The sequence below is a fragment of the Bacillus sp. 1NLA3E genome, from assembly GCF_000242895.2.
Classification (GTDB): Bacteria; Bacillota; Bacilli; order Bacillales; family Cytobacillaceae; genus Bacillus_BU.
Genome location: NC_021171.1, coordinates 482934 through 507624 on the forward strand (window position 1 = coordinate 482934; position 24691 = coordinate 507624).

The following is a 24691-nucleotide window of genomic DNA, read 5'->3' on the forward strand; positions in this document are numbered from 1 at the left end:
GAAACTATATAAAATGGACTGAAATTACTTTTAAAATGGCAGACAACTCGAGAGGTAGATTAAATGCATATTAAAGGTACTGAGACAACTTTAGTAAATGAGGAAAAACGAACAGTTAAGTGGTTTTTAAGTTTGTTTTATTTTATTTCGATAGGCTATGATCTTTGTTATTACTATATTTTCCCAAAATATGTCTTCCACACAGATAAAGGGAATGTAAGCAAATTAGGCTTTGGTATTTATGTATTAATGTTTGCTCTACTACCATTGGCATTGTACCTGGTGAAACATGGGAAACAAAGTCTAGTTAAATATGCGTATTTTATAAGTTATATTATCATAACTCTTGCCGATGATCTTGTTACTTATTTAGGTTCTTCTCTTCATTATGCAAGTGGAAATGTTGTTGAAGTTTTCTTTATTCTGTTTTCACCTATATTTGTTAATAGGAAATATTTTTGGCTTACTTCTTTAGGGACAATAACAAAGTACATTATTATAGGCTTAATATTAAGTACAACGAACGCCTTTGCCCCAATAATTTTTGTTATTGTTTTTGCAATTGTTGCTTATATATTTTTAAACCGCTTTACAGGGCATGTTCGAGCAATTGAAGACTCCTTTGATAAGCAACTACAAGGTATAGTAAAAGGAGTCATAGCGACTCTTGAATTGAAGGACCCTTATACAAGAGGTCACAGTGAACGAGTTGCCTACTATGCATTAGCGTTGGCAAAAGAAATGGGTGGATTTTCATCAAGTGAGTTAAAAGAATTTAATTATGCCTGTTTATTGCATGACGTTGGGAAAATACACGTTCCTGATCAAATATTAATGAAACCACAAGAATTAACTGATGAAGAATATGAAGTGATTAAAACACATCCTTCTGTTGGTGCTGAAGCAATGGCAGGGGTAGAAGGATTGAAAAATGGGATTAAAGTGATTCGTTCCCATCATGAACGTTGGGATGGAAAAGGCTATCCAGATCAATTAGCGGAAGAATGTATTCCGCTTCTGGCAAGAATAACATCGATTGCAGATGCTTTTGATGCCATGACCTCATCAAGATCCTACCGTGAGGCGATGCCCCTACCGAAAGCCTATCAAATAATTATCGAAGGAAAAGGTACACAATTTGACCCCAATCTAGTAGAAACGTTTGAGAAAGTATATTCACAGTGGGTTGATTTTCATCAAAAATATCAGTGGGGGAAAAAATAAATTAGAAAGGAGGTGAAATTATGAAAATTCGCAAACTTGTTAAAATAAAAACCACTTGCTGGTGGTGTTTTTTAGGCGGAATGTAAATCTTAAGGGAGGGGGGATGCTGTTATGCTATTTGTTAAGCTTGCATCCCTCATTTTTTGTAAAGGGTGTTCTGATTGAATCTAACATACGAGACTTGTTTGAAGTTGCATCCGATTCATATCCGTGAAGACCGGAAAAATTTTATCATTGAGGACAAGGTTACGTGCGAGTTCTTCGAAATGCCAGCGATTTGTATTCACGCAATAAAGATGATTGAACAGGGTATTGGTTTATTCGAAATCGAAACAGAACTAAAAGCAGTTTATCCCCAGGAAGAGGTTAATTTACTTGAATTTGCTCAGCAACTCATAGATATGGAATTAATTGAGGAAGTAGACGGTCAACCCCTTGGTTATGTTAAGAATACAAAAGAAGTTTCGGGATTTATGTGGATCCCTGAGCGTTTCGGGAAGTTTTTCTTTAATCAATATTCTATTTTAGGCTACATCCTTCTCTTTTTTATCAATGTTGGAATCCTCATTATTAATCCACAGCTATTTCCTCATTATAAAGATTTATTTGTTTTTGATGTGATGGTATTTAATATTCTTTTATACATGGGTTTATCATTTATTATGGTTTTATTCCATGAATTTGGCCATGTCCTTGCAATGCGGGCTGAAGGTCTCTCTTCTAAAATAGAAATAGGCCATCGATTATTTTTAGTTGTCCTTGAAACAGACATGTCAATTGTTTGGAGTTTGCCTGTTAAAAAACGGAATAAGCTTTATTTAGCTGGAATCTCCTTCGATATCTTGATGCTTTTTATGGCACTAATCACTTCGTTATTTTTACCGTCTCTATCAGGGATTGCTCTAGGTATTGTGGGAATCATTGTGTATGATGTGATAATCAGATTGATTTACCAATGCTGTATTTATATGAAGACAGATTTATATTTTGTTTTTGAAAATTGGTCTGGCTGTTATAACCTTATCGAGAATGTTCAAAAATTTTTCAAAGGTGTGTTTACCTTAAATAAAAAGGATTATAATAAAGAAATCTTTGAAGGGGAAAAACCAGTCGTGATCACCTATGGTATCTTCTATTTATTAGGGATGGCGATTACCCTCACCTTATTTCTTGTTTACTATATTCCACAGATTATATATTTAATTAGGAAATCAGTCCCAGGGTTTGGAATGTCGTATACGAGCATTCAGTTTTGGGACGCAGTCATGGTCATGCTCCAGTTATTGTTAGGAATAGGATTACTCTTCTACTCCTGGAGGAAAAGTTATAAGCTTAGGTATAAATGATTATGAGGGCAGCAAACTTGCTGTCCTCATGTTTTTTTCAGACCAATTTTGCGACAAGGTCAAAGTTATAATAAAATAGAACAAAGTTCATTTATATTTTAGGCTTAATTAAGCTAAATGTTGAATGGAGTGAAAATCATCATGCTAGTTTAACAGCGCCAAATTATAAAAAAATGGATCTAACTAAAGGAGATATTATGTTCAATATACAAACTTTAAAACCAACCTTAAAACCATTCCTTCAAGCTGCTTGGGAAAAATCCGGCTTTGAAAATCTTACCTCGGTGCAAATAAATTCTATTCCCTTTATTCTTGAGGGGAAAGATGTCATTGCTGAGTCGCCGACCGGAACAGGTAAAACGCTGAGCTACTTGTTGCCTGTTTTGCAAAAGATCGACCCGGAACGTCGGGGAGTCCAAGCTGTCATTTTGGCTTCATCACAGGAACTTGTTATGCAAATCTTTGGTGAGGTTCAAAAGTGGGCTGAAGGCAGCGGGATTAGAAGTGCATCCTTTATCGGGGGTGTGAACCTAAAAAGACAATTGGAAAAGCTGAAAAAATCCCCGCAAGTAGTCGTGGGTACTCCTGGCCGCGTGGTGGAGTTGATTAAACAAAAGAAATTAAAGATGCACGAGGTAAAAACCGTCGTACTAGATGAAGGCGATCAATTGCTCATTCCCGAACACCTTAATACGGTTCGGCATATTGTAAATTCACCATTGGCCGATCGTCAGGTTCTTGTTTTTTCAGCGACTTTACCTGCAATAACTGAGGAAATCGCTAGAGTTCTTACTAATAACCCAGAATTGATTAAAATTAGCCGTGACGAAACGATTAAGGCTGAAAAAGTGGATCACATCTACTTTATTTGTGAGCAACGTGAAAAAATAGACATCCTACAAAAAGTGGCCCGTCTAACGGGGATAAAAGGTCTAGCCTTTATGAATGATATTGCCACTGCCTCGATTGTCGTATCCAAATTAGGATATAAGGGTATATCGGCCGGTATACTTCATAGTGATTTGAAAAAATTAGAGCGTCAATCGTCACTTAAGAAATTTCGCGATGGCGAATCCTCGTTGTTGATTGCTACGGATGTAGCGGCACGCGGTTTGGATATTCAAGGAATTACTCATGTTATTCATGTTGATTTTCCTAAGGAAATAAATCAATACATTCACCGTTCTGGTCGTACAGGAAGATTTGGGGCAAGTGGAACAGTGGTTGCAATTGTTACTGAGCGGGAAGAACGTGAGTTGAAAAAATTCTACCGCGAACTTGGTATTGTTGGTCAGAAGAAGGTTTTTTATAAGGGAGAAATTGTAAACGAAAAATAGTGTGATTTTTTGTATATAACAATATGTAAGAATCCGTTTCGATAGTCGATTTTTCCTATAGGAGATTGACGAAACGGATTCTTATTGTTATATTCATTGATATATTTTTAGAAAAGTTTTTCTATTCTTAAAAGAAGGTGAAAGGGTTGGCCATGTTTGAAACAGAAGTTCTACATAGTGTAAAGAAGAATAAAAAGCCGATCAAAAGTAAAGTAACACCTATTTATCAAACGACAGCTTTTACTTTTGAAGATCTTGATGAATTAGAAGGATTTTACCATGGTGAAGGAAATTATTTGTATTCTCGGGTTGCAAACCCTAATACAGATGAATTAGCAGAAGCAGTTGCAGCATTGGAAGGAGCGCCTGTAGGTGTAGCGACTTCGTCTGGTCTTTCAGCTATTTTAGCGGGAGTATTAGCCGTTGTGAAAAGTGGAGACCATATTGTTGCAGCCGAGGATTTGTATGGCGGGAGCTTTCACCTTTTACAAGGGGAGTTGTCCCAGTTTGGTATCGAAGTTTCGTTTGTATCCTTCTCAGATGCTTCTAGTATTGAGGCAGCTGTTCAACCTAATACAAAATTACTTTACACAGAGTCGATCACAAATCCTTTATTGCGGGTTCAAGATTTAGACGAATTTGTCCAAATCGCGAAGAAGCATGGTCTGATCACTTTAGTAGATAATACCTTTGCAACGCCTTACCATTGCCAACCTTATACAAAAGGGGTTGATATCGTTATTCACAGTGCTACCAAGTATATTGGTGGCCATAGTGATGTAACCTCAGGGGTTGTAGTAGGTAGGAAAGATCTAGTTGATAAGGCGAAAGCTAAGGTAGTCAATCTTGGTGCAAATGTTAGTCCATTTGAAGCTTGGTTAACGACTCGTGGATTAAAAACTCTTGCATTAAGAATGGCACGACAGTCTAGTAATGCGAAAGCGTTAGCAGAAGCCTTACGAACGAATCCGCTTGTTGAAAAAGTACACTATCCATTCGAGCACGGTGAGAATGGATATGGAGCAATTGTAACGATTAAGCTTTCTAAAGATCTCAATGTGAATGAATTCTTTAAGAATCTTTCTTGGGTTAAAATTGCGCCAACACTTGCAGGAGTTGAAACATCTGTTTCTCATCCAGTTATTACTTCTCACCGGGCCTTGCCACCAGAAGCACGAGAAGCACTGGGTATTACCTTTGAAGTAGTACGTATTTCGGTTGGAATTGAACATGCAGAAGACATTATAAGTGTGTTTGAACAGGCCATTCTTCAGGCAAAACAACAATAAACAATGGTAGAAGGTTATCCTTTCATTATTGAGGATAACCTTTTTTTGGAAGGCTGTGTTAAAGCCAATGTTGATTTTTTGCACAATGTTGATTGGAGTGGAAGGCACGAAGACTCCTGCGGGAGCAGCGGGACAGGTGAGACCCCACAGGCGCTTAAGCGCCGAGGAGGCTCACCGCCCGCCCCGCGGAAAGCGAGTGCCTGGAACGGAAATCAACATTCTAGTTTAACACAGCCTTTTGGAAAAATAAATCATTGTCAAAGTTGAAAAAGGAATAAGAGCTTATAAAACTTCTCATACTACCTTTGACGAACTAACAAAGGAGCTGTGAAGGTATGGGCAGAACAAAGCTAGGAAATGCAAATGCGAACCGCAATAACAATAAAAAACTTGGCAACCGTACAAGTGAAGAGCTGGTTGAGTTTTCAACAGGTGAAGATAGAGGAAGACAACCAGATATAAAGGACTCAAATATGGCTGAAGAAAACAAATAAGATAGGTAGAGGGCTCTGAGGAATAAATGAGCCCATGCCTTTTTTTAGTTTTAAGGTTTTGTGTAATTTGGTTAGTGAACAACAAACCAAACTGTATTTAGTCCTCTTTCTTCGAATAATAATCTACCTTTTTAATATTAACCCCGACAAAGGTTTCAATAATTGCCTGTGCCCCGGAAATCGATAAGATAAAAATCAAGAATATTGCATACTTAGGCACTAATAAATAAAAGCCACCTAATAAAACCGCACTCCAGACCCCAGCGCACCAATAGCAATTTAATAAATAACCAAACATTGATTTAGGAACCTCTTTCATTTCTTTTCCATGATCCGTTTCAACCTCAATTTTTTTCATGAAAGGCTTGCGAATAAACTCGGTAATTTTATCAAAAACAATTAAATGTGTTAATCGATAGCTCGCCAGTATGAGCATAATGTATGACATCCAAGTAATATCCTTCATAAATAGACCCCTTAATAACCACTTTTTGCTTATTATCACCTCAAAAAATCGCGTTTATGTACTCTTATTGTTAGAGGTCTTACTAGAACTAAGTCTAAAGTCTGATAGGAAAATCAAGCTTAGGCTCGTTATGAGAAAGATGATTTCTAGGTAAGATGGAAACATGAAAGGAGGAAAACAAAAATGATGAAGAAAATTGGATTATTAATAGCAGGTGGTATTGCTGCAATGGTGTTACTTTCAAACCTCGGTTCAGTGGTAGGGTTGGCAATAAGCTTGTTCATTTTATATTTTGTATTCAAAAAGTTTTTGAAAGCTCACAAGCTATTTGCGAAGATTTGCTGGGGATTGATTGGTTTAGTTGTCTTAATGGCAACGGCATCTAATGCTCCTGCGATACTAGCGATCGCTGCAGCTTATATTTTATACCTGGTTTATAAAAACTGGAACAAAGGCAAATCAGTAGTAGTTGAGGAATTTGAAAAAAGTGACCCATTTACTAACTTTGAAAAACAATGGGCACAAATTAATAAAAATTATTAATAAGGGAGAGAACCTAAATGAGCAACTTATTTACAAGAATTAAAAACACAGTATTAGCAGACCTAAATGAGGTATTAGATCAAAAGGATCAAAAAAATCCAATCGCCTTGTTAAATCAGTATTTACGCGAATGTGAATTAGAAACCGAAAAGGTTCGGAAGCTTGTAGAACGTCAATATTCTTTAAGGGATCAATTTTCACGTGAATATCAAATAGCCAAAGAGTTTGCAGAAAAGCGTAGTCGCCAAGCAGAAATTGCCTCCCAAGCTGGGGAAAAGGACCTATACCAATTTGCATTAAATGAGAAGGTTCAATATGAAGAGCGTGCTCTAAGATTGAAGGAATCACTACAAACTGTTCTGAACCAAGTTGGAGAGTTAGAACAAAAATACGAAGAAATGAAACATAAATTGAAAGACATGAATATTCGCCGGTTGGAATTAATGGGGCGTGAGAATGTTACCCGCGCCCACAATAGGATCAACAAAGTTCTTGAAAATAATACTTATTCCAATCAATCGTTTTCACGTTTTGAAGAAATCGAATCTTATCTTGACCGCTTAGAGCAACAAGTAAATAGTGCATATTATCGTAATACCATTGATGCAAGAATTGCACAATTAGAAAAAGAAACGAAAAGTGAGGAAAAGCTTTCTATCTAATAACTAAAACTGTTATTCTAAAAGGGCGTAGGAAGTTTTCTACGTCCTTTGGTCCTATAAAAATACCATGGCGCTTTAGCATTTCGCCTTGTCCAGCTTCAGCGCCTAGCCCCTCGAGGTCATAAGCCAATCCGTCCAGAAGGTTAAAGAACAACCTTCCGGTCGACTCGTCTTATGCTTGTCGGGGCTGGCAAAGGCGCTTTAGTATATCGCCGAGAGGAGGTTTGGCCCTTGCTTAACAAAATAAAGGATGATTATTTCAGTTGGCTTGTCTTATTTAGCATTTTGCTGCTATTGCTGGAGGTTTTGTTTTTCAACAAAGGCCTAATCTTCTCACTCCTCTTAGCGGCTGGGATGGTGTACTACGGTAGAAAACGAATAGAGCAGAATCGAAAGCGTGGCAAGTTTTTATTTTGGTGTGGAATTGTTTTTTTAGCAGTTAGTGTCTTTGGGATGATTACCTTTCGACTATTATTATTAGCTATTTTTATATATTTGGTCATTCAATTCGTGCAGTCAAAAAAAAATCCGAAAATGCAATTTCCAATTATAAAGGAACCAATGGAAGTTGATCCTTTTTCCAAGGAGAATCTCGTCCATCAACAACCTCTATTTAAAAATGTCATGTTCGGTGACCAAAAAACACCAGAACGTACGTATGACTGGAATGATATCAACATTCAAACTGGGGTTGGCGATACGGTCATTGATTTAAGTTATACGGTCTTACCTAAAGGGGAAACTGTCATTTTTATTCGGAACATTATTGGTAATATTCAAATTTTAGTTCCCTATGATTTGGAAGTCAGTGTCCATCATTCCGTCGTAGTGGGATCAGTTAATATTCTTAATTATCATGGTTCAAAGGTGTTTAATCAAATTATCCATGTTCAAACTCCAGGTTATGATAAACCAGAACAAAAGATTAAGATTTTCACTTCATTAATGGTAGGCGATATTGAGGTGAGAAGAATATGAGCATGGTGCAACGCCAAGTTTTTATGGGATTATTTATATCAATCCTTCTGTTTCTTCTTATCTCAATGGGCTATTTTTTCACCTTTCCTTTGTCTGACTGGAGCGAGCTTTGGGATAGACAGGTAATGGATATTCCATTTATCATATCTGTCCCTAGTATCTGTATCGCCATCGGTGTCTTATTTGGGTCAATTTCCGGTCTAGCATGGCGAAGACAGCTTCAAACAGTAGATCAAATGCTTCATGAGCTAGAAGAGGGTCGACAAATGGAATCAAAGGATTTACATGGAGTTGTTGAATTAGAATCTATCAGTGGGCGGATCGGCAAAATTCAAAAACAAATGAGTGAACAGGTTAAGCTATCACAACGGTTAACGACAGAGAAAGTTGAAGGTATGGAAAGTCAAATCCAAGAAATTATTTCACAGGAACGTAACCGCTTAGCCCGTGAACTACATGATTCAGTTAGCCAACAATTATTTGCTGCTTCAATGATGATGTCAGCCATAAATGAGACGAGACCAACTAGTGATGATAGAGAAACGAAACAGTTAAAAATGGTCGAAGAAATGATCCATCAATCGCAATTAGAAATGCGTGCACTCCTTCTACATTTACGCCCCGTTGCTTTGAAAGGCAAGTCCCTTCAAGAAGGGATGGAGGAGTTGTTAAGTGAGCTTGCCCAAAAGGTATCAATGATCATCCACTGGAAAATTGAACACTTTCAATTAGATAAAGGCGTGGAAGATCATTTGTTTCGTATTCTTCAGGAGTCCGTATCTAATACATTACGACATGCAAAGGCATCAAAATTAGACGTTCTATTGATTGAAAGGGACGATTTAGTCATATTACGTGTTGTTGATGATGGGGTTGGATTTGATGAAGGGGAAACGAAGGCTGGCTCCTATGGAATGCAAAATATTTATGAACGAGCACTTGAAATTGGAGGTACCATTAAAATTATCAGTGTGAAAAACAAAGGTACTCGACTTGAAGTGAAAATACCATTGTTAAAAAAAGGGGAGGAAAGCGATGATTAAAGTTGTATTTGTGGACGACCATGAGATGGTACGAATTGGCGTTTGCTCCTATTTATCTGCTCAGCCTGACATTGAGGTAGTGGGAGAGGCGGATAACGGGAAAACTGGCGTCGAGCTAGCTCTTTCACTGCGACCTGATATCATTTTAATGGACCTAGTCATGCAAGAGATGGATGGCATCGAGGCAACAAAAAACATAATTGAAAGTTGGCCAGATGCTAAAATCATTATCGTTACTAGTTTTTTAGATGATGAAAAAGTATATCCGGCCTTAGAAGCTGGTGCAACAAGCTATATGTTGAAAACTTCTAAAGCAAGTGAAATTGCCAATGCCGTTCGAGCTACATATCAAGGTCAATCGGTTCTTGAACCTGAAGTGACTGGAAAAATGATGATGAAAATGCGTCAGAAGCAAACACTTTTACCACATGAAGAACTAACAAGCAGAGAAATGGAAATTTTGCTGCTAATGGCGGAAGGAAAAGCCAACCAGGAAATAGCAGATGAGCTCTTTATTGCTCTTAAGACCGTTAAGACTCATGTCAGTAATATTCTAAGTAAACTAGCAGTACAGGACCGGACTCAGGCTGTAATATATGCTTTTAAACATTCATTAATTAAATAATCAGAGGGAAGCCTTAAGATGTGCTGTTACGACGGTGTATCTTAAGGCTTTCTTTTATGTAATGGTGAACAGATTATCGAAAAATAAACCTGATTTACTTTTTTGTAAATATTCTCCTGGCTTGTCACATAAATTTAGTAAAGTGAAAGACAAACATTAAGGAGAATTAAATGAATACGATTTTTCGAGGTACATTGCTTCTGATATTGGCGTCTTTTATTAGTGAATGTGTTGAGTTCGTGGTTAATATGGCTTTAGCAAAGGAATTAGGGGAAAGAGGAATGGGCCTTTATATGACCATTCTGCCGACCATTTTTCTTATTTTCTTGCTTTCAAGCTACGAGCTGCCCATTTCGATATCGAAATTTATTGCTGAGAAAGAAACCAAATTCCACCGAAGTATGCTCCAGCATGCGATCAGATTGGTCATCATTTCTACTAGCGTTCTCCTGCTTGCAGCCATGTTAATCTTACCATTTATTAGTGTGTTTGATGTGTATGATCCCCGCATTCGCTGGTTGGTGATCATATTGATACCAATCGTCTCATTTTCATCGATTGCCAAGGGTTTCTTTATGGGAATGCATCAAATGGGGAAAATCGCTATTTCCAACTTTTTACGAAAAATTCTTCAATTAGTGTTGCTCGTCTCTGTTTTTCATTTATTTGAATTTGAAATCAATACAGCGCTATTAATTGCTCTTTGCACATTAGTTGGAAGTGAATTGGTGGTATTTTTATATTTGTTTCATATGTTTATTATTCAGTTTCGGCAGCTAAAACACCAATCACATCAACAAATAAGTGGTAGAAAGGTTCGTCAAAGCTTGATGGCCGTATCGATTCCAACCACTGCGTTAAGACTTTTCAATGCTTTATCAAATGCAATTGAGCCTTTCCTGATCAAGGCAGCGTTAGTTCACTCAGGGCTAACAGCGACAGGGGCAACCGAACAATTTGGTTTGTTAGCAGGAGTTGCTATGACAATCGGCTTTTTCCCGGCGTTTATTGCGCATTCATTATTGATTGTCCTAATTCCAACTGTATCGAAGGCATATGCAGACCATGACTTCGGGAAGCTGCAAAGGTTATTACAACAGGTCATGTCGGTAACGTTCCTTTATGGAACGGTTGCTGTCACAGTTTTTTATATCTTTGCTAAACCTCTTACCAATTTATTTTTTCATTCGGATTCGGCAGCATGGTACTTGCAGATGCTTTGGCCTTATTTCTTGTTTCACTTCTTTGTAATCCCAATGCAAGCTTATTTGATTGGACTTGGCCTTGTCAAAGATGCTTTCATTCATACTGTTTGGTCGACGATTTTCTCGTTTTCCCTCATGTATTTCTTAGGTTCTACTTATCAGTTCCATATGGGGGGGATTATCATAGGAATGAATGGAGGCATTCTTCTATTAACACTGATGCATTATTTGACTATTTGTAAAAAAATCGGAATATCCTTCACTTTACAGAACTCGATAAAAAGACATTATGAGGTGAGAGACAGACGATTTTAGTACTGAATTTTCGGGACATAAATTAAGCCCGCATTTCAATGAAATGTGGGCTTAAATATTATTTTTTTAGTCATCACTGCCTAGTATTCCAAAGATCCGCAATATGTTTAGGAACAGATTGATAAAGTCTAAATAAAGATTCAGAGCCATTAAAGGTACTTCCTCAGCGCTAACTCCATATCGCTTCATTCTGTTAAAATCAAACAGCACGTAGCCGCTAAAAACTAATACCCCAATAAATGAGAAAGCTAACATACCTGTCGAGCTTAACGGCAAAAAGATATTAAAAATGCTGATTGCAATTAACGCTAATAAAGCAGCTAATAGTATTCCACTCAAAAAGGATAAATCTCGTTTAGTTGTTGTAGCATAAACAGCTAATCCCGAAAATACAACCGTTGTTGTGCCTAGTGCCATTAAAACAGCGTTTGCTCCAATTAATGCAAGGTAATGAGCAATTATTGGATAAGTGGTAATTCCTGAAATAAACGTAAAGGAATACAAGAAAGTATACGAAATGGCCTTTTTTCGACGCAGGAAGAAAGCGCCAAGTAACATCGCTAATTCAAGAATCATAAGTGGCAAAAATAGTGCCGGTGGGACAAATACGCCTGCTGCCATCCCGAGAACAGCAAATGCAAGTGATAGAGCGAATGCTCTTAAAACTGAAGGCAAAAATTCAGTTCGAGTAGATGCATACATTAAATTCACCTCTAAGTTTTGGTTTCTTCTAATAATACGCTAGTAATACAAGTTAGTTTCATTTTTTGAAAAATATCTTGTGAATTTTTTTAACGGTCTTTTTCCATTACTCCTTGCTTCAATAAATCGCGGATTTCCTTTAGTAACTCTTCCTTTTGGTCGATTAACAGATCAGGTTTTGCCTCCTCTTCTTTCTTTTTAAAGCGATTTAATAATCGGATGGTAAAAAAGATGGTAAAAGCAATAATTAAAAAATCGACAACAGTTTGAAGGAAAGATCCATATTTGAAATCTGCTTTCCCAACAGAGATCATGAGCTCTGTGAAATCAATACCTCCGCTGAGGAGGCCTATAATAGGCATAATGATGTCATTAACTAAGGAAGTGACAATTTTTCCGAAAGCACCTCCGATAATGACCCCAATGGCTAAATCGACGACATTTCCTTTTAAAGCAAATTTCTTAAATTCTTGCCACATATAAAATCCCCCTTTTATTTAGCGTGTGAAATTGGTATATTAACATTTTACCCTATATAATACTGTCTCCCTATAGAATTTCTAAAAATGTCCGTTGACAGTGTCTCTCTTTTTCCATATAGTATGGTTTGAAAATTACCTGATATTAAGGAGGCTTTTTCATGGCAGGTAGAAAAGATGAAGAGTTAAAGGATATCACATTGCTAGGGAACCAAGGGACAAACTATTTATTTGAATACTCTCCACAGATTTTGGAGTCATTTGATAATAAACATTCGAATCGGGATTATTTTGTGAAATTCAATTGTCCAGAATTTACGAGTCTTTGCCCAAAGACAGGTCAGCCTGACTTTGCGACTATTTATATTAGCTATATCCCGGATCAAAAAATGGTTGAAAGTAAATCTTTGAAGCTTTACTTATTTAGTTTTCGAAATCATGGAGACTTTCATGAGGATTGCATGAACATTATTATGAATGATTTGATTGAGTTAATGGATCCAAAATATATTGAAGTATGGGGGAAATTCACACCAAGAGGTGGTATTTCGATCGATCCCTATGTGAATTATGGAAAGCCCTTAACCAAATTTGAGGAAATGGCCCATTACCGATTAATGAATCATGATCTATATCCAGAAAAAATTGATAATCGGTAAAAAATAAAGAAGGCAGCCATTTGAATAGGCTGCCTTTAATATTTGATCTTAAAAGACTGATAGCTATCGGTTTTGTTTGTATCTTGAACGATGACATCATTCACTTTGGAAAAAGGATTTCCTCTGCGAACATCCTCAATAAAAAGATCAAGATTACCCTGTGTACCCTCGGCTAATATCTCCACAGCCCCTTCTTCACTATTTTTTACCCAGCCACGTACATCGTACTGAACGGCTTTCATCTGTGAAAAATAACGAAATCCTACCCCTTGCACCTTACCATACACAGTTAGATGGATTTGCTTCAATAAATTTCCCTCCGGTTAAACCTTGTTAGCGCTTCCTTAGATGCGAATGGTTTATGACAATATAATTTACATCTTAATGTAAACGGATGCAACGAAAAAATTATATTACACAATTAAGTGAAAGACTATGTGAAATCACACAGTCTTTCAACTTTTTAAAAAATATAGTGAGATTGGTTAAAATGCCCAGTCTCCATTTCGGAAAACGGGTTCAATTTGTCCATCTGCAGTGACTCCATCAATATTCATTTCGGCTGAACCAATCATGAAATCGACATGAGTAATACTTTCATTTAATCCGTTCTCGGCCAACTCAGTCGAAGACATCTTTTTACCGCCTTCGATACAAAAGGCATAAGCACTACCGATGGCTAAGTGATTAGAGGCATTCTCATCGAATAGGGTATTATAAAATAATATATTAGATTGAGAAATAGGTGAGTTAAAAGGGACCAGGGCAACTTCTCCTAAGTAATGAGAGCCTTCGTCTGTCTCGATTAAATGTTTTAGAATTTCTTCTCCAACCTTCGCTTTTACACTCACAATTCGGCCATTTTCAAACGTTAAAGAAAAATCATTAATAATATTACCGCCGTAGCTTAATGGTTTTGTACTTGAAACAACCCCATTTACACCTGTTTTTAAAGGAACCGTAAACACTTCCTCAGTTGGCATATTTGCCATAAACTCGATCCCTTGCTCATTCTCACTACCAGCACCTACCCATAAATGTTTATCATTCAGTTCAATGGTGAGGTCTGTCCCAGGAGCTTTGTAGTGAAGCTTTTTATAGCGTTTTTCATTTAAATAATCAACTTTTTCATGGAGTGCGCTATCATGCTTTGTCCAAGCTTCAACAGGTTGGTCCGTATCAACTCGAGTAGCTTTAAAAATGGCTTCCCACAGTTTTTGGACTTTTGTTTCAGTGGATGCCTCAGGAAAGACCTTCTCTGCCCATGCATCAGATGCGGCAGCAATAACGGTCCAACTCACTTTATCTGATTGTATGTATTTTCGGTATTGCGCTAATGCTTTTCCGGTTGCCTTTTGAAAGTTTGCAATCCGTTCAGGATTTACACCCTTTAATAAATCGGGGCTAGAAGAAACAATTGACATAAAGGCAGCGCCAATTTCTGCAAGTTCTTCAGTTTCCTTTGCACGCCATTTTGGATATTCATTAAAAGCTTCATCTGAAGCTAAATCATATTTTAATCGGGAGACAACATCGTCGTTCCAATTGACAATAACATTCTCGGCACCATTTTCATAAGCTTTTTTTACAATGAGACGAACAAGTTCCTTTGAGTCAATCGAGGTGTTCACAACAAGGGTTTGCCCTTTTTGAATATTCACGCCTACTTTTACTGCAAGTTCAGCGTATTTCTCCAGGTTTTGTAAAAAGTTACTCATCCTTTTCGCTCCTCTACCAGAATCTTCTTGTTTATTGTATCGGTTTCCGAAAGAAAAAGAAACTAAAAGCCCGAAATTTCAATACTTTCTAGAGGGAGTTGGATATTTTTCGAATATTTTAATAAATAATGAAACCTTTTATATGGTATAATCGTATTAGGAATGAGAAAAAAATATTATTTGTTTTTTGGAGGAGTCTGTCAACAAGGGATATCTATATCCTTTGGATGACGGACTTTTTTTGTGCATTTTTTTTATTTTATACCAATACTAAGGAGGGAAAGGTGAGATTTTGATGTTAATACTTAAATTGTCCATGATATTAATTGCTTCAAAAATTGCGGGGGACATCAGTGTTAGACTAGGGCAGCCTTCTGTTCTTGGTAAGCTGTTAATTGGAATTGTGCTCGGACCATCTGTTTTAGGACTGGTAACGGAGACGGAAACGTTAGCAGAATTTAGTCAAATCGGGGTAATATTACTGATGTTTATCGCTGGATTAGAAACGGACCTTGATGAATTTAAACGAACGGGAAAGGCCTCCACTTCTGTTGGGCTGGGAGGAATTATTGTTCCACTTGTGTTGGGGTATTTTACAGGAAAGATGATGGATCTGACAACGATAGAATCATGGTTTTTAGGACTATTACTGTCGGCAACGAGTGTAAGTATTTCAGTTCAAGCTCTTAAAGAGATGAATAAACTGAAGACAAGCGAAGGGGCCACTATCTTAGGGGCAGCTGTTATAGATGATGTTGTTGTGATCTTGGCATTGGCATTTTTAATGAGTTTGGCAGGTGGAGAAGTCAATTTAGGAATAACAATATTAAAGCAGGTGCTATTTTTTGCAGGTGCTATTCTTGTGGGCTGGAAAGTGGTTCCTTGGTTCTTGAAAAAATTCGCACCGTTACGAGTGACAGAAACGGTTATTTCATCGGCTTTAATCATCTGTTTCTTGTTTGCTTACATGGCAGAATATACGGGTGTCGCTGCCATCATTGGTGCATATATTGCTGGAATAGCCATTAGTTTAACTAACTATAAACACGAGGTATTTGAAAAGGTAGAGACGATTGGTTATTCCATTTTTGTACCTGTATTTTTTACATCGATAGGGATTTCTGCTCAGTTTGGTGGAATTTCCGAACATTTAGGTTTGATTATCATATTAAGCTTTATTGCTATTTTATCAAAACTATCCGGTGCAATGATTGGGGCTCGAGTCTCTGGATTTTCTTGGAACAGTTCGTTAGGAATTGGAGCCGCCATGGTATCACGTGGCGAAGTGGCATTAATTATTGCCTCGATTGGATTAGAGACGAAGCTTTTGAGTTCAGATTTGTTTGCCGTTATTGTTGTGGTGATTCTGGTTACAACGATCGTAACTCCGCCGATGATGAAATGGTTTTTTAGTCCAAATACGAAGGAAAAACGGGAGCAAAGTGCATGAAAAGAAAGGTCATCGAGATATTCGATGACCCTTCTCTTTAAGACCTATGAAACTTAGGCAGATCCTTTTTCAATTTGGTGGGAGTTTTCCTTTTCGTACAATGAAAACATCAACTGAAAAATAATGGCGCTTAACACCGCTAATAGACTTAAAATGAAAATCGTCCAGTCATAGCCAATCCAAACCGTTAATGGTATCGAGATTGGAGCAATTGTTTTGCCAATCGTATAGCGAAGGCTTGCTGCAGCAAAATATTGTCCCCTCATATGTGCGGGTGCAATCCTAGATACGAAGGTTTGCTGGATACCAGCAACAATTAACTCCCCAAATGTAAAAATGGCCATCGCTAATATTAATCCCCAAATCCATGTGGTATGTCCTAATAAGAAAATACTTACAGCGTACATTAAGGAGGACAGGATGAATGCATATCTTTCATGGTATTTTGTCATCCATTTGGTCACGACCACCGTTAATAAGGCAACCAAAAAACCATTTTCCGATAAAAGAATTCCAAATGCCTGCGCTCCTTTAATCGATAAGGACCAATCACCAAGTGAAAAAACAGTTTGTAGGCCAACTTTTTCCTTCGTGTAGACAGGAATCAGCAAATCAAGTTGCATAAACGTTTGGGCAAGGAGAATTCCCCCGATTATGTATAATAAAAAGATTTTGTCCTTCGCGATAATCCGATAATCTTTCAATTGGTTGATTAAAAAAGAGTACCAGTATTGCTTTTCGTTTGTCTCAAAACGTGAAAAGGACGGTGCTGTCTCTCGAGTCCATTTTGCTAAAATGAAGGCTAACAGGATACAAGCACTTCCAGCGATCAGCATAAGTTGGAAACGGTAATGGGTATAGAACATGGCGCCTATTAATGGACCAATGACAACAGCAATATTGATTGAGGTATAAAAAATGGCAAATACGCTACTACGATTTTCCTCGTCTACTACATCAGCCACCATCGCCTGACTTGCTGGCCAATAGAAGGCTCCAAAAATTCCTACAAATGCATAGCAGATGAAACTTAAAACAGGTGAGTCAAGCCAAGGTGAATTCGCTATTCCAAACAGAATAAAACAAAATCCTTGTCCAAAGGCGGAAAATACCATCATCCGCTTACGACCATAAAGATCAGCACAATATCCTCCCATTAAATTTGCAAAAACCGAGAAAAGTTGCGAAAAGATCAGCAAAAGTCCAGCTGTATCTTTACCAAATTCCTCTGAAAAGTAGATGGTTAGGAAAGGAAAGAACATCCAAAAGGAGATGTTCATCAATGCCTCACCATACAATCGAATTTTTAAATTCCGATCCCAATCTCTCAATTTCATGTTATTTCCTCTTTTCCCATCACAGGGAAAGATGATGGGTTTCTATTTGTCTTTGTTTGTTTCAAGGGCAGCTTTTAATAAATCACCTAAGCTGTTTCCAAATGATTCAGTTTTTGTGTATTTTTGAACAAGTTGCCTTTCTTCTCGCTTGTTAACAGCTTTTTTACGTCCTTCTGCTTTTTCAACAACATTACAAGGTCGACATTGAAAATAGACACCAGCTTTTCCTTCATGCAACTCCATTTTTTTGTGGCATTGAGGGCAACGTCGATTTGATAACTTTGCGTCCTTATGTTTACGATAGCAGCATTCCATATTGGAACATACAAGAATTTTTCCTTCCTTGGTGCTTCTCTCTTTTAAAAATGATCCGCATTCTGGACATTTTGAACCAGTTAAGTTATGGGCACGGTAAGTTCTATCCGTTGTTTTAATTTCTGAAACAAGGTCCTTAGTTTGTTGACGAATTTTTTGTAAAAATTGCTTAGCATCACCTTTTCCGCGGGCAATAAGCTCAAGGTCCTTTTCCCAACGGGCAGTTAATTCCGGCGATTTCAGCTCTTCATTGACTAACTCATACAATTGTTTTCCCTTACGGCTTGGATATAAGCGACCATTTTGACGTTCAACAACTTCTGTTTCAATAATCCGCTCGATAATTTCAGCACGAGTTGCGGGTGTCCCTAACCCAAATTTCTCCATTTTAGCTAAAATATCTGCTTCTGATAAACGCAAAGGTGGCTCTGTTAACTTTTGTTCAGATACTGAAGCTTTAACAGATAGGCTTTGGCCTTTTACCAGTTGGGAAAGATTTAGTTTTGGACTATCATCGTGTTTACCAGTGATCTTTTTAAAACCAGGTTCAATCACAATGGTTTCCTTTGCCTTTAATGTTTCTCCGTTAACTGTGAACACAGCATGAATGGTTTCATACTGATAGGGCGGGTAAAATAAAGCCAAGAACCGGCGAACGATGATATCATATAATTTTCGTTCGTCTGTTGGTAGGTCAGATAAATTTAGTCGTTGTTCAGTTGGAATGATGGCGTGGTGATCGGTTACCTTTTCGTTATTAAAGACTTTTTTTGCAAGGACTCTTCCTTTTGTAGCAAGCAAAGGTCGAACCTCATCACGGTATCCTGAGGAAATACCCTCAAGTCTATCTAACATCGTCGCTTCCATATCCTTTGTTAAGTATCGGGAATCAGTCCGAGGGTAAGTAACGAGCTTATATTGTTCGTATAATCGTTGTAAAACAGTTAATGTTTTCTTAGCCGAAAAGCCAAATCGTTTGTTTGCATCCTGCTGCAATTCGGTTAAATCATACGGTAACGGCTGTTGTTCTGATTTTTGTTTTCGTTCGATGGCACTAATAAGTGCCTTTTGATTATTAATCTTTGTCTGTATTTTCTCTGCTGTCTCGAGAGCAAAGATGCGCTTTTCACCGTTGCTTTCCCAATCTGCTTTAAGAGGACCGACCTGAGAATCAATCGTCCAATAAGGCTTAGGAACAAATTTTTGAATCGTGTTTTCCTGTTCAATGACCATGGCCAATGTAGGGGTTTGAACACGACCAGCTGACAATGGATCGTTAAATTTTGTCGTTAAAGCCCTTGTAACATTGAGACCAATAAGCCAATCAGCCTCGGCACGACAAACAGCTGATTGGTAGAGATCTTCAAATTGGCTGCCAGGCTTTAAATTTTGGAAGCCTTCGCGAATGGCGCGATCTGTTTGTGAGGAGATCCATAGCCGCTTTAGCGGTTTTCGCCAACCGATTTTAGCAAGAATCCACCTGGCGACAAGTTCTCCTTCACGCCCTGCATCAGTGGCGATGATAAATTCTTTAATATCGCTTCGCTTCGCTAGTGTTTCAATCGCTTTAAATTGATGGCTTGTTTGTTTCATTACCTTAATTCCCATTTTATCTGGAATAATCGGTAAATCCTCTAAGCGCCATGTTTTGTAGCTAGCATCATAATGCTCCGGCATTTTAAGTTCAATTAAATGGCCTAGAGCCCAAGTAACAATATATTGATTTCCTTCTATGTAACTTTTATGAATTTGTTTACAGCCAAGTACTCGAGCAAGTTCGCGAGCAACGCTGGGTTTTTCTGCTAAAACGAGTGTTTTCATAACTTCTCCTTTCAAAGAGGAACACGATCTTTATTTCCCCTAAATATTATAACGGAAAAATCATTTATTTTGTAATGATAGTAAAAGGGAGGGGACTTGCAACAGAAAATCGTTAAGGGAATTAAGGAAAAAAACAGCAATCTTTTAGAAGAGAGCCAAAATAAAAAAGCTATCGCATTTACACGACAGCTTGGAGTCTTGAACAATAATCATGTATTTTCTTCTCCATCGACACGGTTTTTAAACGCTTCTTGAACTACGATTAATTCTTCATCGCCAATTCTTTCCTTAGAGTGTTTTTCGGTTACACTATTTTCTGGAAAGTTACCTGGATGACTCTTTTTCTTATGTTCAAAGTCTTTACCACGTCCCATTTTTACCACTCCTTTCATTCCGTTTGTAGTTTCCCCAAATGACCGGAAAAAGATGTGAAAAAAAGGGAAGGGAGCTAAAAAAAGTTGTGAAATTATTCACGAATTCTTCACACAAAATACAGCAATAATGTTATATAATCAAATTGTTCAATGGTTCACATACCCCCATTTTTTGAATAAAATATAAGTTTCAAAAATAATGCTCTCCCCCCAGGAGCATTATTTTTTTGGAAAAAATAAAGCATGAACCTGTTGATCCATGCCCACTCATCTATTAATGGTTTCCCCTAATTACTCTTGACTTTCTTCCGTAGGTACTTCTGGTTTTGTAACATGATCAAGGTAAAATCCTAAGCCAACCATAAAGGCAATTGGAATAGCAAAATTAATTACAGTCCAAACCGTCAAAGAAATACCCCCTAATAAAATCTGTATATGCATATTTTATCTGAATTTTCAGAAATAAGACACATAAAATTCACAAAATCGAGAAAAAAATATCGACATATCTTGATTTTTATTTTATACAGTTTATTTGAAGACGTTAATAATCATGAATTTGTCATAATTTGTATAAAAATAATATTCGAAATTTACAAAATAATACACAAATATTGTTTAAAACCAGTTAAAATATAAGAAAAGGATTCAGATAAAGGCAAACCTATTGAAAAATAGGGACGCAAAGTCACAGATCTAAGGTCTAAAGGATATAAATGCACTAGGATGGCTGGACTTCCTATTAAGTTAGTGGGGGGAGAAATTGACTACAGAGTTGAAAGTAAATGGCGAATTGGATGTTGAATGGATTCAATTAATTTTAGAAGCATTAGAAATGGGAATTGATAAGGAAGATATTAGGAAATTTTTAAAAGAAAAAAAGGCGAAGTAACACCACATTTTTCACTTACATAGTGTCATTCGGAAATAGAGGATGTCAAAGTTGGATGAAAAGTTGCTGTTTTTCATTTTTTTCTTCAGATAAACAAAAAACCTGTTCAGATGAACAGGTTTTTTACTTATCTTGATTAATCTTCCATTTATTAAATTCAAGGTACTCACGAAATTGATCTTTTGTTATACCAGACTCCATCGCGTCTTTGACTAAACTGATCCAACCTGGGTCAAGCTTTTCAGAGTCGGGATTGTTTAATATAAAATAATCAATTGGAACCCCTAAAACAGTCCCAATTTTTTCTAGGAATTGTATAGAAGGATTGGATTGTAAATTACGCTCTAAAGAACTTATATAAGATTTTGCAACTCCAGCTTGGTCAGCAAGCTCAGTTAAGGACATTTTTTTTTCCTGACGAAGCTTTTTTACGCGTTCACCGATCATGCACCTTCACACACCTTATTATAATGTAATACCATTATATCAAAGGAAAAGAGGAGGTTCCATATCAAGAACAAAATCTTTTTATTTGTCAGATTAATAAGCACTTACAACAGCTTAAGACTGATAAATTGAATTCGTTTTTCTGCATGGTATACTACAATAGTGTATAAAACAAGTGTCCATTATGTAAAAATTAAACAAGAAAGTTTTAGAAAGGCGGACTAAAAAATGATTATTTTAAAATCCCAGCGTGAAATTGACGGTATGAAAAAAGCAGGTGAAATTCTTGCAGCGTGCCATAAAGAAATAGCGAAACTGATTCAACCTGGGATTTCTACATGGGAAATTGAAGAGTTTGTGGAAAAATTTTTAAAGGAGCGGGGTGCGACTCCAGAACAAAAGGGTTATCAAGGGTATCAATTTGCTACTTGTGCAAGTGTTAATGATGAAATTTGCCATGGATTTCCCAACAAGAACCCTTTATCAGAAGGGGATCTCGTGACAATAGACATGGTAGTAAATTATAATGGTTCATTAGCTGATTCGGCTTGGTCTTATGGGGTTGGTAAGGTTTCAGGGGAGACCAATAAGCTGCTATTAGTAACGAAAGAAGCACTCTATAAAGGAATTGAACAGGCACAAGTAGGAAATAGGATTGGTGATATTGGGCATGCCATTCAAACTTACGCTGAGGGAGAGGGCTTTTCTGTGGTTCGGAACTTTATTGGCCATGGAATTGGGGCAGTAATCCATGAGAAACCGGATGTTCCTCATTTTGGACTTCCAGGTAAGGGTGCTCGAATTAAGGAAGGAATGGTTTTCACAATAGAACCGATGATCAATGTAGGCAGTTATCATTCCAAAATGGATGATAATGGTTGGACAGCAAGAACAATCGACGGGAAAAATTCAGCCCAATATGAGCATACGATTGCGATTACAAAAGATGGCCCAGTTATATTAACGGATCAAGACAATTTATAATTTGATGTCGTTAGTAGTTAATTATTGTGGAAATTTGATAAGAAAATGAGCCGGCTATCTGCCGGCTCTAAATGTAATATAAGTGAATAATTAGGAAATTAAGTAGGGCGATTTACCCGGTTTTTTAAGTATTACTGTTTTCTAAGGGCACCAAGTTCTTCGACAATCGCCTGCATTTCACTAATGCTGAAGGAGTCCTTCCTCATGACGAGATCGTAAATCTCTTTGAGTTCTTCATACATTTCTTCGTCAAAATGGGAAGGTTTGATTGCCCCGAAGTTTAATACTTTCAATTTTTCCTTCATCTTTTCAATCATATATTCCACATTTTCAACTGATTTCTGTGATAAATTCAAACATAGTCATCCTTTCACGGGTGGTGGTATGCTACCCATCTTTTCATGTTCATAAATGAATGTCAACGAAAACAAACCGTAATGATTAACGGACTTGCAAGTTCAAGAAAATATCGAGAAAATAAAGGAATGAGATATATTTTAGAAAGGTGGAGAAAAGTAAATGAGTGAAGCTAATAATTTTTGGAAAGGGGTTTTGATTGGGGCTGTGGCCGGAGGTGCTCTAAGCATGTTGGACAAGCAAACTCGCAATGCAGTTATGACCAATTACCATAAAGCCTCAAAAAATGTGACCTACTTGGTGAAAAATCCTTCTGTTATCGTTGATAAGGTTAAGACCACCTCTAAGCAAATGCGCCAAACTTTTGAACAAGTAAGTGAAGATATTTTTTTTATAAAAGACAAGGTAGAAGAATTGTCCAAAGTGACTCCAAACTTTGTAGACAGAGTAGAGGAAAAAAGGGATGCATTTTTAGATAATGGAGATACATATACAGAAGTGGATTCAATCGACATAAATAAGGAATAAGGAAAATTGACCATTTTCCGAAGAAAAAAAGGTGGAGACATGGTACGAATCAATTTATCCTTTATTAAGTTTTTGTGGGTTCGGATTGGCAGGGACGATATCCCTGGAATGGCGGCTCAATTAGCTTACTTTTTCTTGCTATCGTTATTCCCTTTATTGATCTTTTTAGTGACTTTACTTCCGTATTTATCCATTACACAGGATTACCTGTTGAGTTTTATTCGTGATTTTGCCCCAGGTGATTCTATGGACTTAATTGAAACAAGTATAAATGAAGTGATGAACAAAAACGGAAAATTACTCTCCTTTGGGATAATAGCCACTCTTTGGTCTGCTTCTAATGGGATTAATGCCATCGTCAGTGCATTTAATAAAGCCTATGATGTAAAAGAAAGCCGTTCTTTTATTGTGGCTAGAGGAATTGCCATTCTTTTGACGTTAGGAATGATTTTGGTTATTGTTGTGGCTTTACTCCTCCCTGTCTTTGGAAAGCAATTAGGAATATATTTATTTGCGAAATTTGGATTTTCAAAGCAGTTTTTAGCAGGCTGGAATGCGATACGTTGGCTAATAAGTCCGCTCTTTTTATTTATTATTTTTACAGGGTTGTATTGGATTGCACCTAATTATAAACTTACCTGCTTAAGTGCTGTACCTGGTGCCATTTTCTCCACATTTGGGTGGGCGATTACGTCTCTTTCCTTTTCCTTTTACGTTGGGAATTTTGGTAATTATACCGCAACTTATGGAAGTATTGGGGCCATCATTGTTCTAATGATTTGGTTTTATTTATCAGGTTTCGTTATTATTTTGGGAGGCGAAATCAATGCTTATTTTACAGAAAGAAAGAGCACCTGTTAAATACCTTAAGTTTCCTTTATAGAAATTCTCATTCCGATAAATGATAAGGAAGGGGAAATTTAAAGTATTTATGGAATGGAGGCTTTTTACATGGCGAAGCATACAAAAAAAGACGGTGGAACAAAACAAAAAGGTAAAGGTAGTCCAAAGCAAAAAACCTCAGGATCTGCCAATGGACAAAACGGATATCACTAATTTGAAATAAACAAAACGGGAAGCATTTAATATGCTTCCCGCTCA

27 protein-coding genes and 1 riboswitch are annotated in these 24691 nt (G+C 37.2%); of the genes, 17 read left to right on the forward strand and 10 right to left on the reverse strand.

What is annotated here, in order from left to right:
- The first annotated feature begins 63 nt into the window (after nucleotides 1-63).
- The 5 genes from B1NLA3E_RS02485 to B1NLA3E_RS25140 all read left to right on the forward strand — a co-directional run bounded on the left by B1NLA3E_RS02485 (nucleotide 64) and on the right by B1NLA3E_RS25140 (nucleotide 5690).
- On the forward strand, nucleotides 64-1224 hold the full coding sequence (locus B1NLA3E_RS02485) for an HD-GYP domain-containing protein (RefSeq protein ID WP_015592286.1): 1161 nt from the start codon (nucleotides 64-66) through the stop codon (nucleotides 1222-1224).
- A 161-nt stretch (nucleotides 1225-1385) separates the two neighbouring features.
- Complete coding sequence (locus B1NLA3E_RS02490) at nucleotides 1386-2570, forward strand: hypothetical protein (protein ID WP_041580232.1); 1185 nt, start codon at nucleotides 1386-1388, stop codon at nucleotides 2568-2570.
- Between the two features lie 197 nt (nucleotides 2571-2767).
- The gene (locus B1NLA3E_RS02495; RefSeq protein WP_041580233.1) at nucleotides 2768-3907 is read left to right on the forward strand and encodes a DEAD/DEAH box helicase; all 1140 of its coding nucleotides are present in this window, start codon (nucleotides 2768-2770) and stop codon (nucleotides 3905-3907) included.
- Nucleotides 3908-4059: 152 nt separating this feature from the next.
- Nucleotides 4060-5196, forward strand: coding sequence for a trans-sulfuration enzyme family protein (locus B1NLA3E_RS02500; RefSeq protein WP_015592289.1), 1137 nt, complete (start codon nucleotides 4060-4062; stop codon nucleotides 5194-5196).
- Nucleotides 5197-5531: 335 nt separating this feature from the next.
- On the forward strand, nucleotides 5532-5690 hold the full coding sequence (locus B1NLA3E_RS25140; RefSeq protein WP_015592290.1) for a hypothetical protein: 159 nt from the start codon (nucleotides 5532-5534) through the stop codon (nucleotides 5688-5690).
- 97 nt (nucleotides 5691-5787) lie between these two features.
- Here B1NLA3E_RS25140 and B1NLA3E_RS02510 read toward each other — a convergent pair whose 3' ends face one another.
- The gene (locus B1NLA3E_RS02510; protein ID WP_041580235.1) at nucleotides 5788-6156 is read right to left on the reverse strand and encodes a DUF1360 domain-containing protein; all 369 of its coding nucleotides are present in this window, start codon (nucleotides 6154-6156) and stop codon (nucleotides 5788-5790) included.
- Nucleotides 6157-6339: 183 nt separating this feature from the next.
- On the opposite strand from B1NLA3E_RS02510, the gene B1NLA3E_RS02515 reads away from it, so the two are divergent.
- From B1NLA3E_RS02515 to B1NLA3E_RS02540, 6 genes are all read left to right on the forward strand, one after another.
- A complete protein-coding gene (locus tag B1NLA3E_RS02515) occupies nucleotides 6340-6699 on the forward strand; it encodes a lmo0954 family membrane protein (protein ID WP_015592292.1) in 360 nt (119 codons plus the stop codon).
- A gap of 17 nt (nucleotides 6700-6716) precedes the next feature.
- Entirely contained in the window at nucleotides 6717-7361 is a 645-nt protein-coding gene (locus B1NLA3E_RS02520) for a PspA/IM30 family protein (RefSeq protein WP_015592293.1), read from the forward strand.
- A 231-nt stretch (nucleotides 7362-7592) separates the two neighbouring features.
- The gene (gene liaF, locus B1NLA3E_RS02525) at nucleotides 7593-8339 is read left to right on the forward strand and encodes a cell wall-active antibiotics response protein LiaF (protein ID WP_041580237.1); all 747 of its coding nucleotides are present in this window, start codon (nucleotides 7593-7595) and stop codon (nucleotides 8337-8339) included.
- A complete protein-coding gene (locus B1NLA3E_RS02530; RefSeq protein WP_015592295.1) occupies nucleotides 8336-9382 on the forward strand; it encodes a sensor histidine kinase in 1047 nt (348 codons plus the stop codon). The genes liaF and B1NLA3E_RS02530 overlap by 4 nt, the downstream gene beginning before the upstream one ends.
- On the forward strand, nucleotides 9375-10007 hold the full coding sequence (locus tag B1NLA3E_RS02535; protein WP_015592296.1) for a response regulator: 633 nt from the start codon (nucleotides 9375-9377) through the stop codon (nucleotides 10005-10007). Before B1NLA3E_RS02530 ends, B1NLA3E_RS02535 begins: the two co-directional genes overlap by 8 nt.
- 170 nt (nucleotides 10008-10177) lie before the next feature.
- Nucleotides 10178-11527 (forward strand): polysaccharide biosynthesis protein, encoded by a 1350-nt coding sequence (locus B1NLA3E_RS02540; protein WP_015592297.1) that lies wholly within the window; start codon nucleotides 10178-10180, stop codon nucleotides 11525-11527.
- Between the two features lie 66 nt (nucleotides 11528-11593).
- Here the strand turns inward: B1NLA3E_RS02540 and B1NLA3E_RS02545 are convergent, their stop codons facing one another.
- Both B1NLA3E_RS02545 and mscL read right to left on the reverse strand, forming a co-directional pair.
- Nucleotides 11594-12229 carry a Bax inhibitor-1/YccA family protein gene (locus B1NLA3E_RS02545; RefSeq protein WP_015592298.1) on the reverse strand — a complete coding sequence of 212 codons (636 nt, stop codon included), beginning with the start codon at nucleotides 12227-12229 and terminating at the stop codon, nucleotides 11594-11596.
- An 89-nt stretch (nucleotides 12230-12318) separates the two neighbouring features.
- On the reverse strand, nucleotides 12319-12708 hold the full coding sequence (gene mscL / locus B1NLA3E_RS02550; RefSeq protein ID WP_015592299.1) for a large conductance mechanosensitive channel protein MscL: 390 nt from the start codon (nucleotides 12706-12708) through the stop codon (nucleotides 12319-12321).
- 161 nt (nucleotides 12709-12869) lie between these two features.
- Here mscL and queF point away from each other — a divergent pair, with 161 nt between their 5' ends.
- Complete coding sequence (gene queF / locus B1NLA3E_RS02555; protein WP_015592300.1) at nucleotides 12870-13367, forward strand: preQ(1) synthase; 498 nt, start codon at nucleotides 12870-12872, stop codon at nucleotides 13365-13367.
- Nucleotides 13368-13402: 35 nt separating this feature from the next.
- Here queF and B1NLA3E_RS02560 read toward each other — a convergent pair whose 3' ends face one another.
- On the reverse strand, nucleotides 13403-13675 hold the full coding sequence (locus tag B1NLA3E_RS02560) for an acylphosphatase (RefSeq protein WP_015592301.1): 273 nt from the start codon (nucleotides 13673-13675) through the stop codon (nucleotides 13403-13405).
- A 177-nt stretch (nucleotides 13676-13852) separates the two neighbouring features.
- Nucleotides 13853-15085, reverse strand: a complete 1233-nt coding sequence (locus B1NLA3E_RS02565) for an aminopeptidase (protein ID WP_015592302.1) — start codon at nucleotides 15083-15085, stop codon at nucleotides 13853-13855.
- Between the two features lie 295 nt (nucleotides 15086-15380).
- Here B1NLA3E_RS02565 and B1NLA3E_RS02570 point away from each other — a divergent pair, with 295 nt between their 5' ends.
- Nucleotides 15381-16535 carry a cation:proton antiporter gene (locus B1NLA3E_RS02570; RefSeq protein ID WP_015592303.1) on the forward strand — a complete coding sequence of 385 codons (1155 nt, stop codon included), beginning with the start codon at nucleotides 15381-15383 and terminating at the stop codon, nucleotides 16533-16535.
- Between the two features lie 53 nt (nucleotides 16536-16588).
- On the opposite strand, the gene B1NLA3E_RS02575 is transcribed toward B1NLA3E_RS02570, so the two are convergent.
- From B1NLA3E_RS02575 to B1NLA3E_RS25145, 3 genes are all read right to left on the reverse strand, one after another.
- A complete protein-coding gene (locus B1NLA3E_RS02575) occupies nucleotides 16589-17872 on the reverse strand; it encodes an MDR family MFS transporter (protein WP_015592304.1) in 1284 nt (427 codons plus the stop codon).
- A gap of 42 nt (nucleotides 17873-17914) precedes the next feature.
- Nucleotides 17915-20008, reverse strand: a complete 2094-nt coding sequence (locus tag B1NLA3E_RS02580) for a DNA topoisomerase III (RefSeq protein ID WP_015592305.1) — start codon at nucleotides 20006-20008, stop codon at nucleotides 17915-17917.
- A gap of 209 nt (nucleotides 20009-20217) precedes the next feature.
- Nucleotides 20218-20382 carry a hypothetical protein gene (locus tag B1NLA3E_RS25145; RefSeq protein ID WP_187292145.1) on the reverse strand — a complete coding sequence of 55 codons (165 nt, stop codon included), beginning with the start codon at nucleotides 20380-20382 and terminating at the stop codon, nucleotides 20218-20220.
- Between the two features lie 647 nt (nucleotides 20383-21029).
- Nucleotides 21030-21125: riboswitch (cyclic di-GMP riboswitch) on the forward strand.
- Nucleotides 21126-21145: 20 nt separating this feature from the next.
- Here B1NLA3E_RS25145 and B1NLA3E_RS23500 point away from each other — a divergent pair.
- On the forward strand, nucleotides 21146-21274 hold the full coding sequence (locus B1NLA3E_RS23500) for an anti-repressor SinI family protein (protein ID WP_015592307.1): 129 nt from the start codon (nucleotides 21146-21148) through the stop codon (nucleotides 21272-21274).
- Nucleotides 21275-21397: 123 nt separating this feature from the next.
- Here the strand turns inward: B1NLA3E_RS23500 and B1NLA3E_RS02585 are convergent, their stop codons facing one another.
- On the reverse strand, nucleotides 21398-21721 hold the full coding sequence (locus B1NLA3E_RS02585; protein ID WP_015592308.1) for a helix-turn-helix domain-containing protein: 324 nt from the start codon (nucleotides 21719-21721) through the stop codon (nucleotides 21398-21400).
- 228 nt (nucleotides 21722-21949) lie between these two features.
- Here B1NLA3E_RS02585 and map point away from each other — a divergent pair, with 228 nt between their 5' ends.
- Nucleotides 21950-22705 (forward strand): type I methionyl aminopeptidase, encoded by a 756-nt coding sequence (gene map / locus B1NLA3E_RS02590; RefSeq protein WP_015592309.1) that lies wholly within the window; start codon nucleotides 21950-21952, stop codon nucleotides 22703-22705.
- Between the two features lie 131 nt (nucleotides 22706-22836).
- Here the strand turns inward: map and B1NLA3E_RS02595 are convergent, their stop codons facing one another.
- On the reverse strand, nucleotides 22837-23061 hold the full coding sequence (locus B1NLA3E_RS02595; RefSeq protein WP_015592310.1) for a DUF1128 domain-containing protein: 225 nt from the start codon (nucleotides 23059-23061) through the stop codon (nucleotides 22837-22839).
- A 163-nt stretch (nucleotides 23062-23224) separates the two neighbouring features.
- Here B1NLA3E_RS02595 and B1NLA3E_RS02600 point away from each other — a divergent pair, with 163 nt between their 5' ends.
- Both B1NLA3E_RS02600 and B1NLA3E_RS02605 read left to right on the forward strand, forming a co-directional pair.
- On the forward strand, nucleotides 23225-23590 hold the full coding sequence (locus B1NLA3E_RS02600; RefSeq protein ID WP_015592311.1) for a YtxH domain-containing protein: 366 nt from the start codon (nucleotides 23225-23227) through the stop codon (nucleotides 23588-23590).
- A 39-nt stretch (nucleotides 23591-23629) separates the two neighbouring features.
- Nucleotides 23630-24451, forward strand: coding sequence for a YihY/virulence factor BrkB family protein (locus B1NLA3E_RS02605; protein ID WP_041580859.1), 822 nt, complete (start codon nucleotides 23630-23632; stop codon nucleotides 24449-24451).
- Nucleotides 24452-24691: the final 240 nt, after the last annotated feature.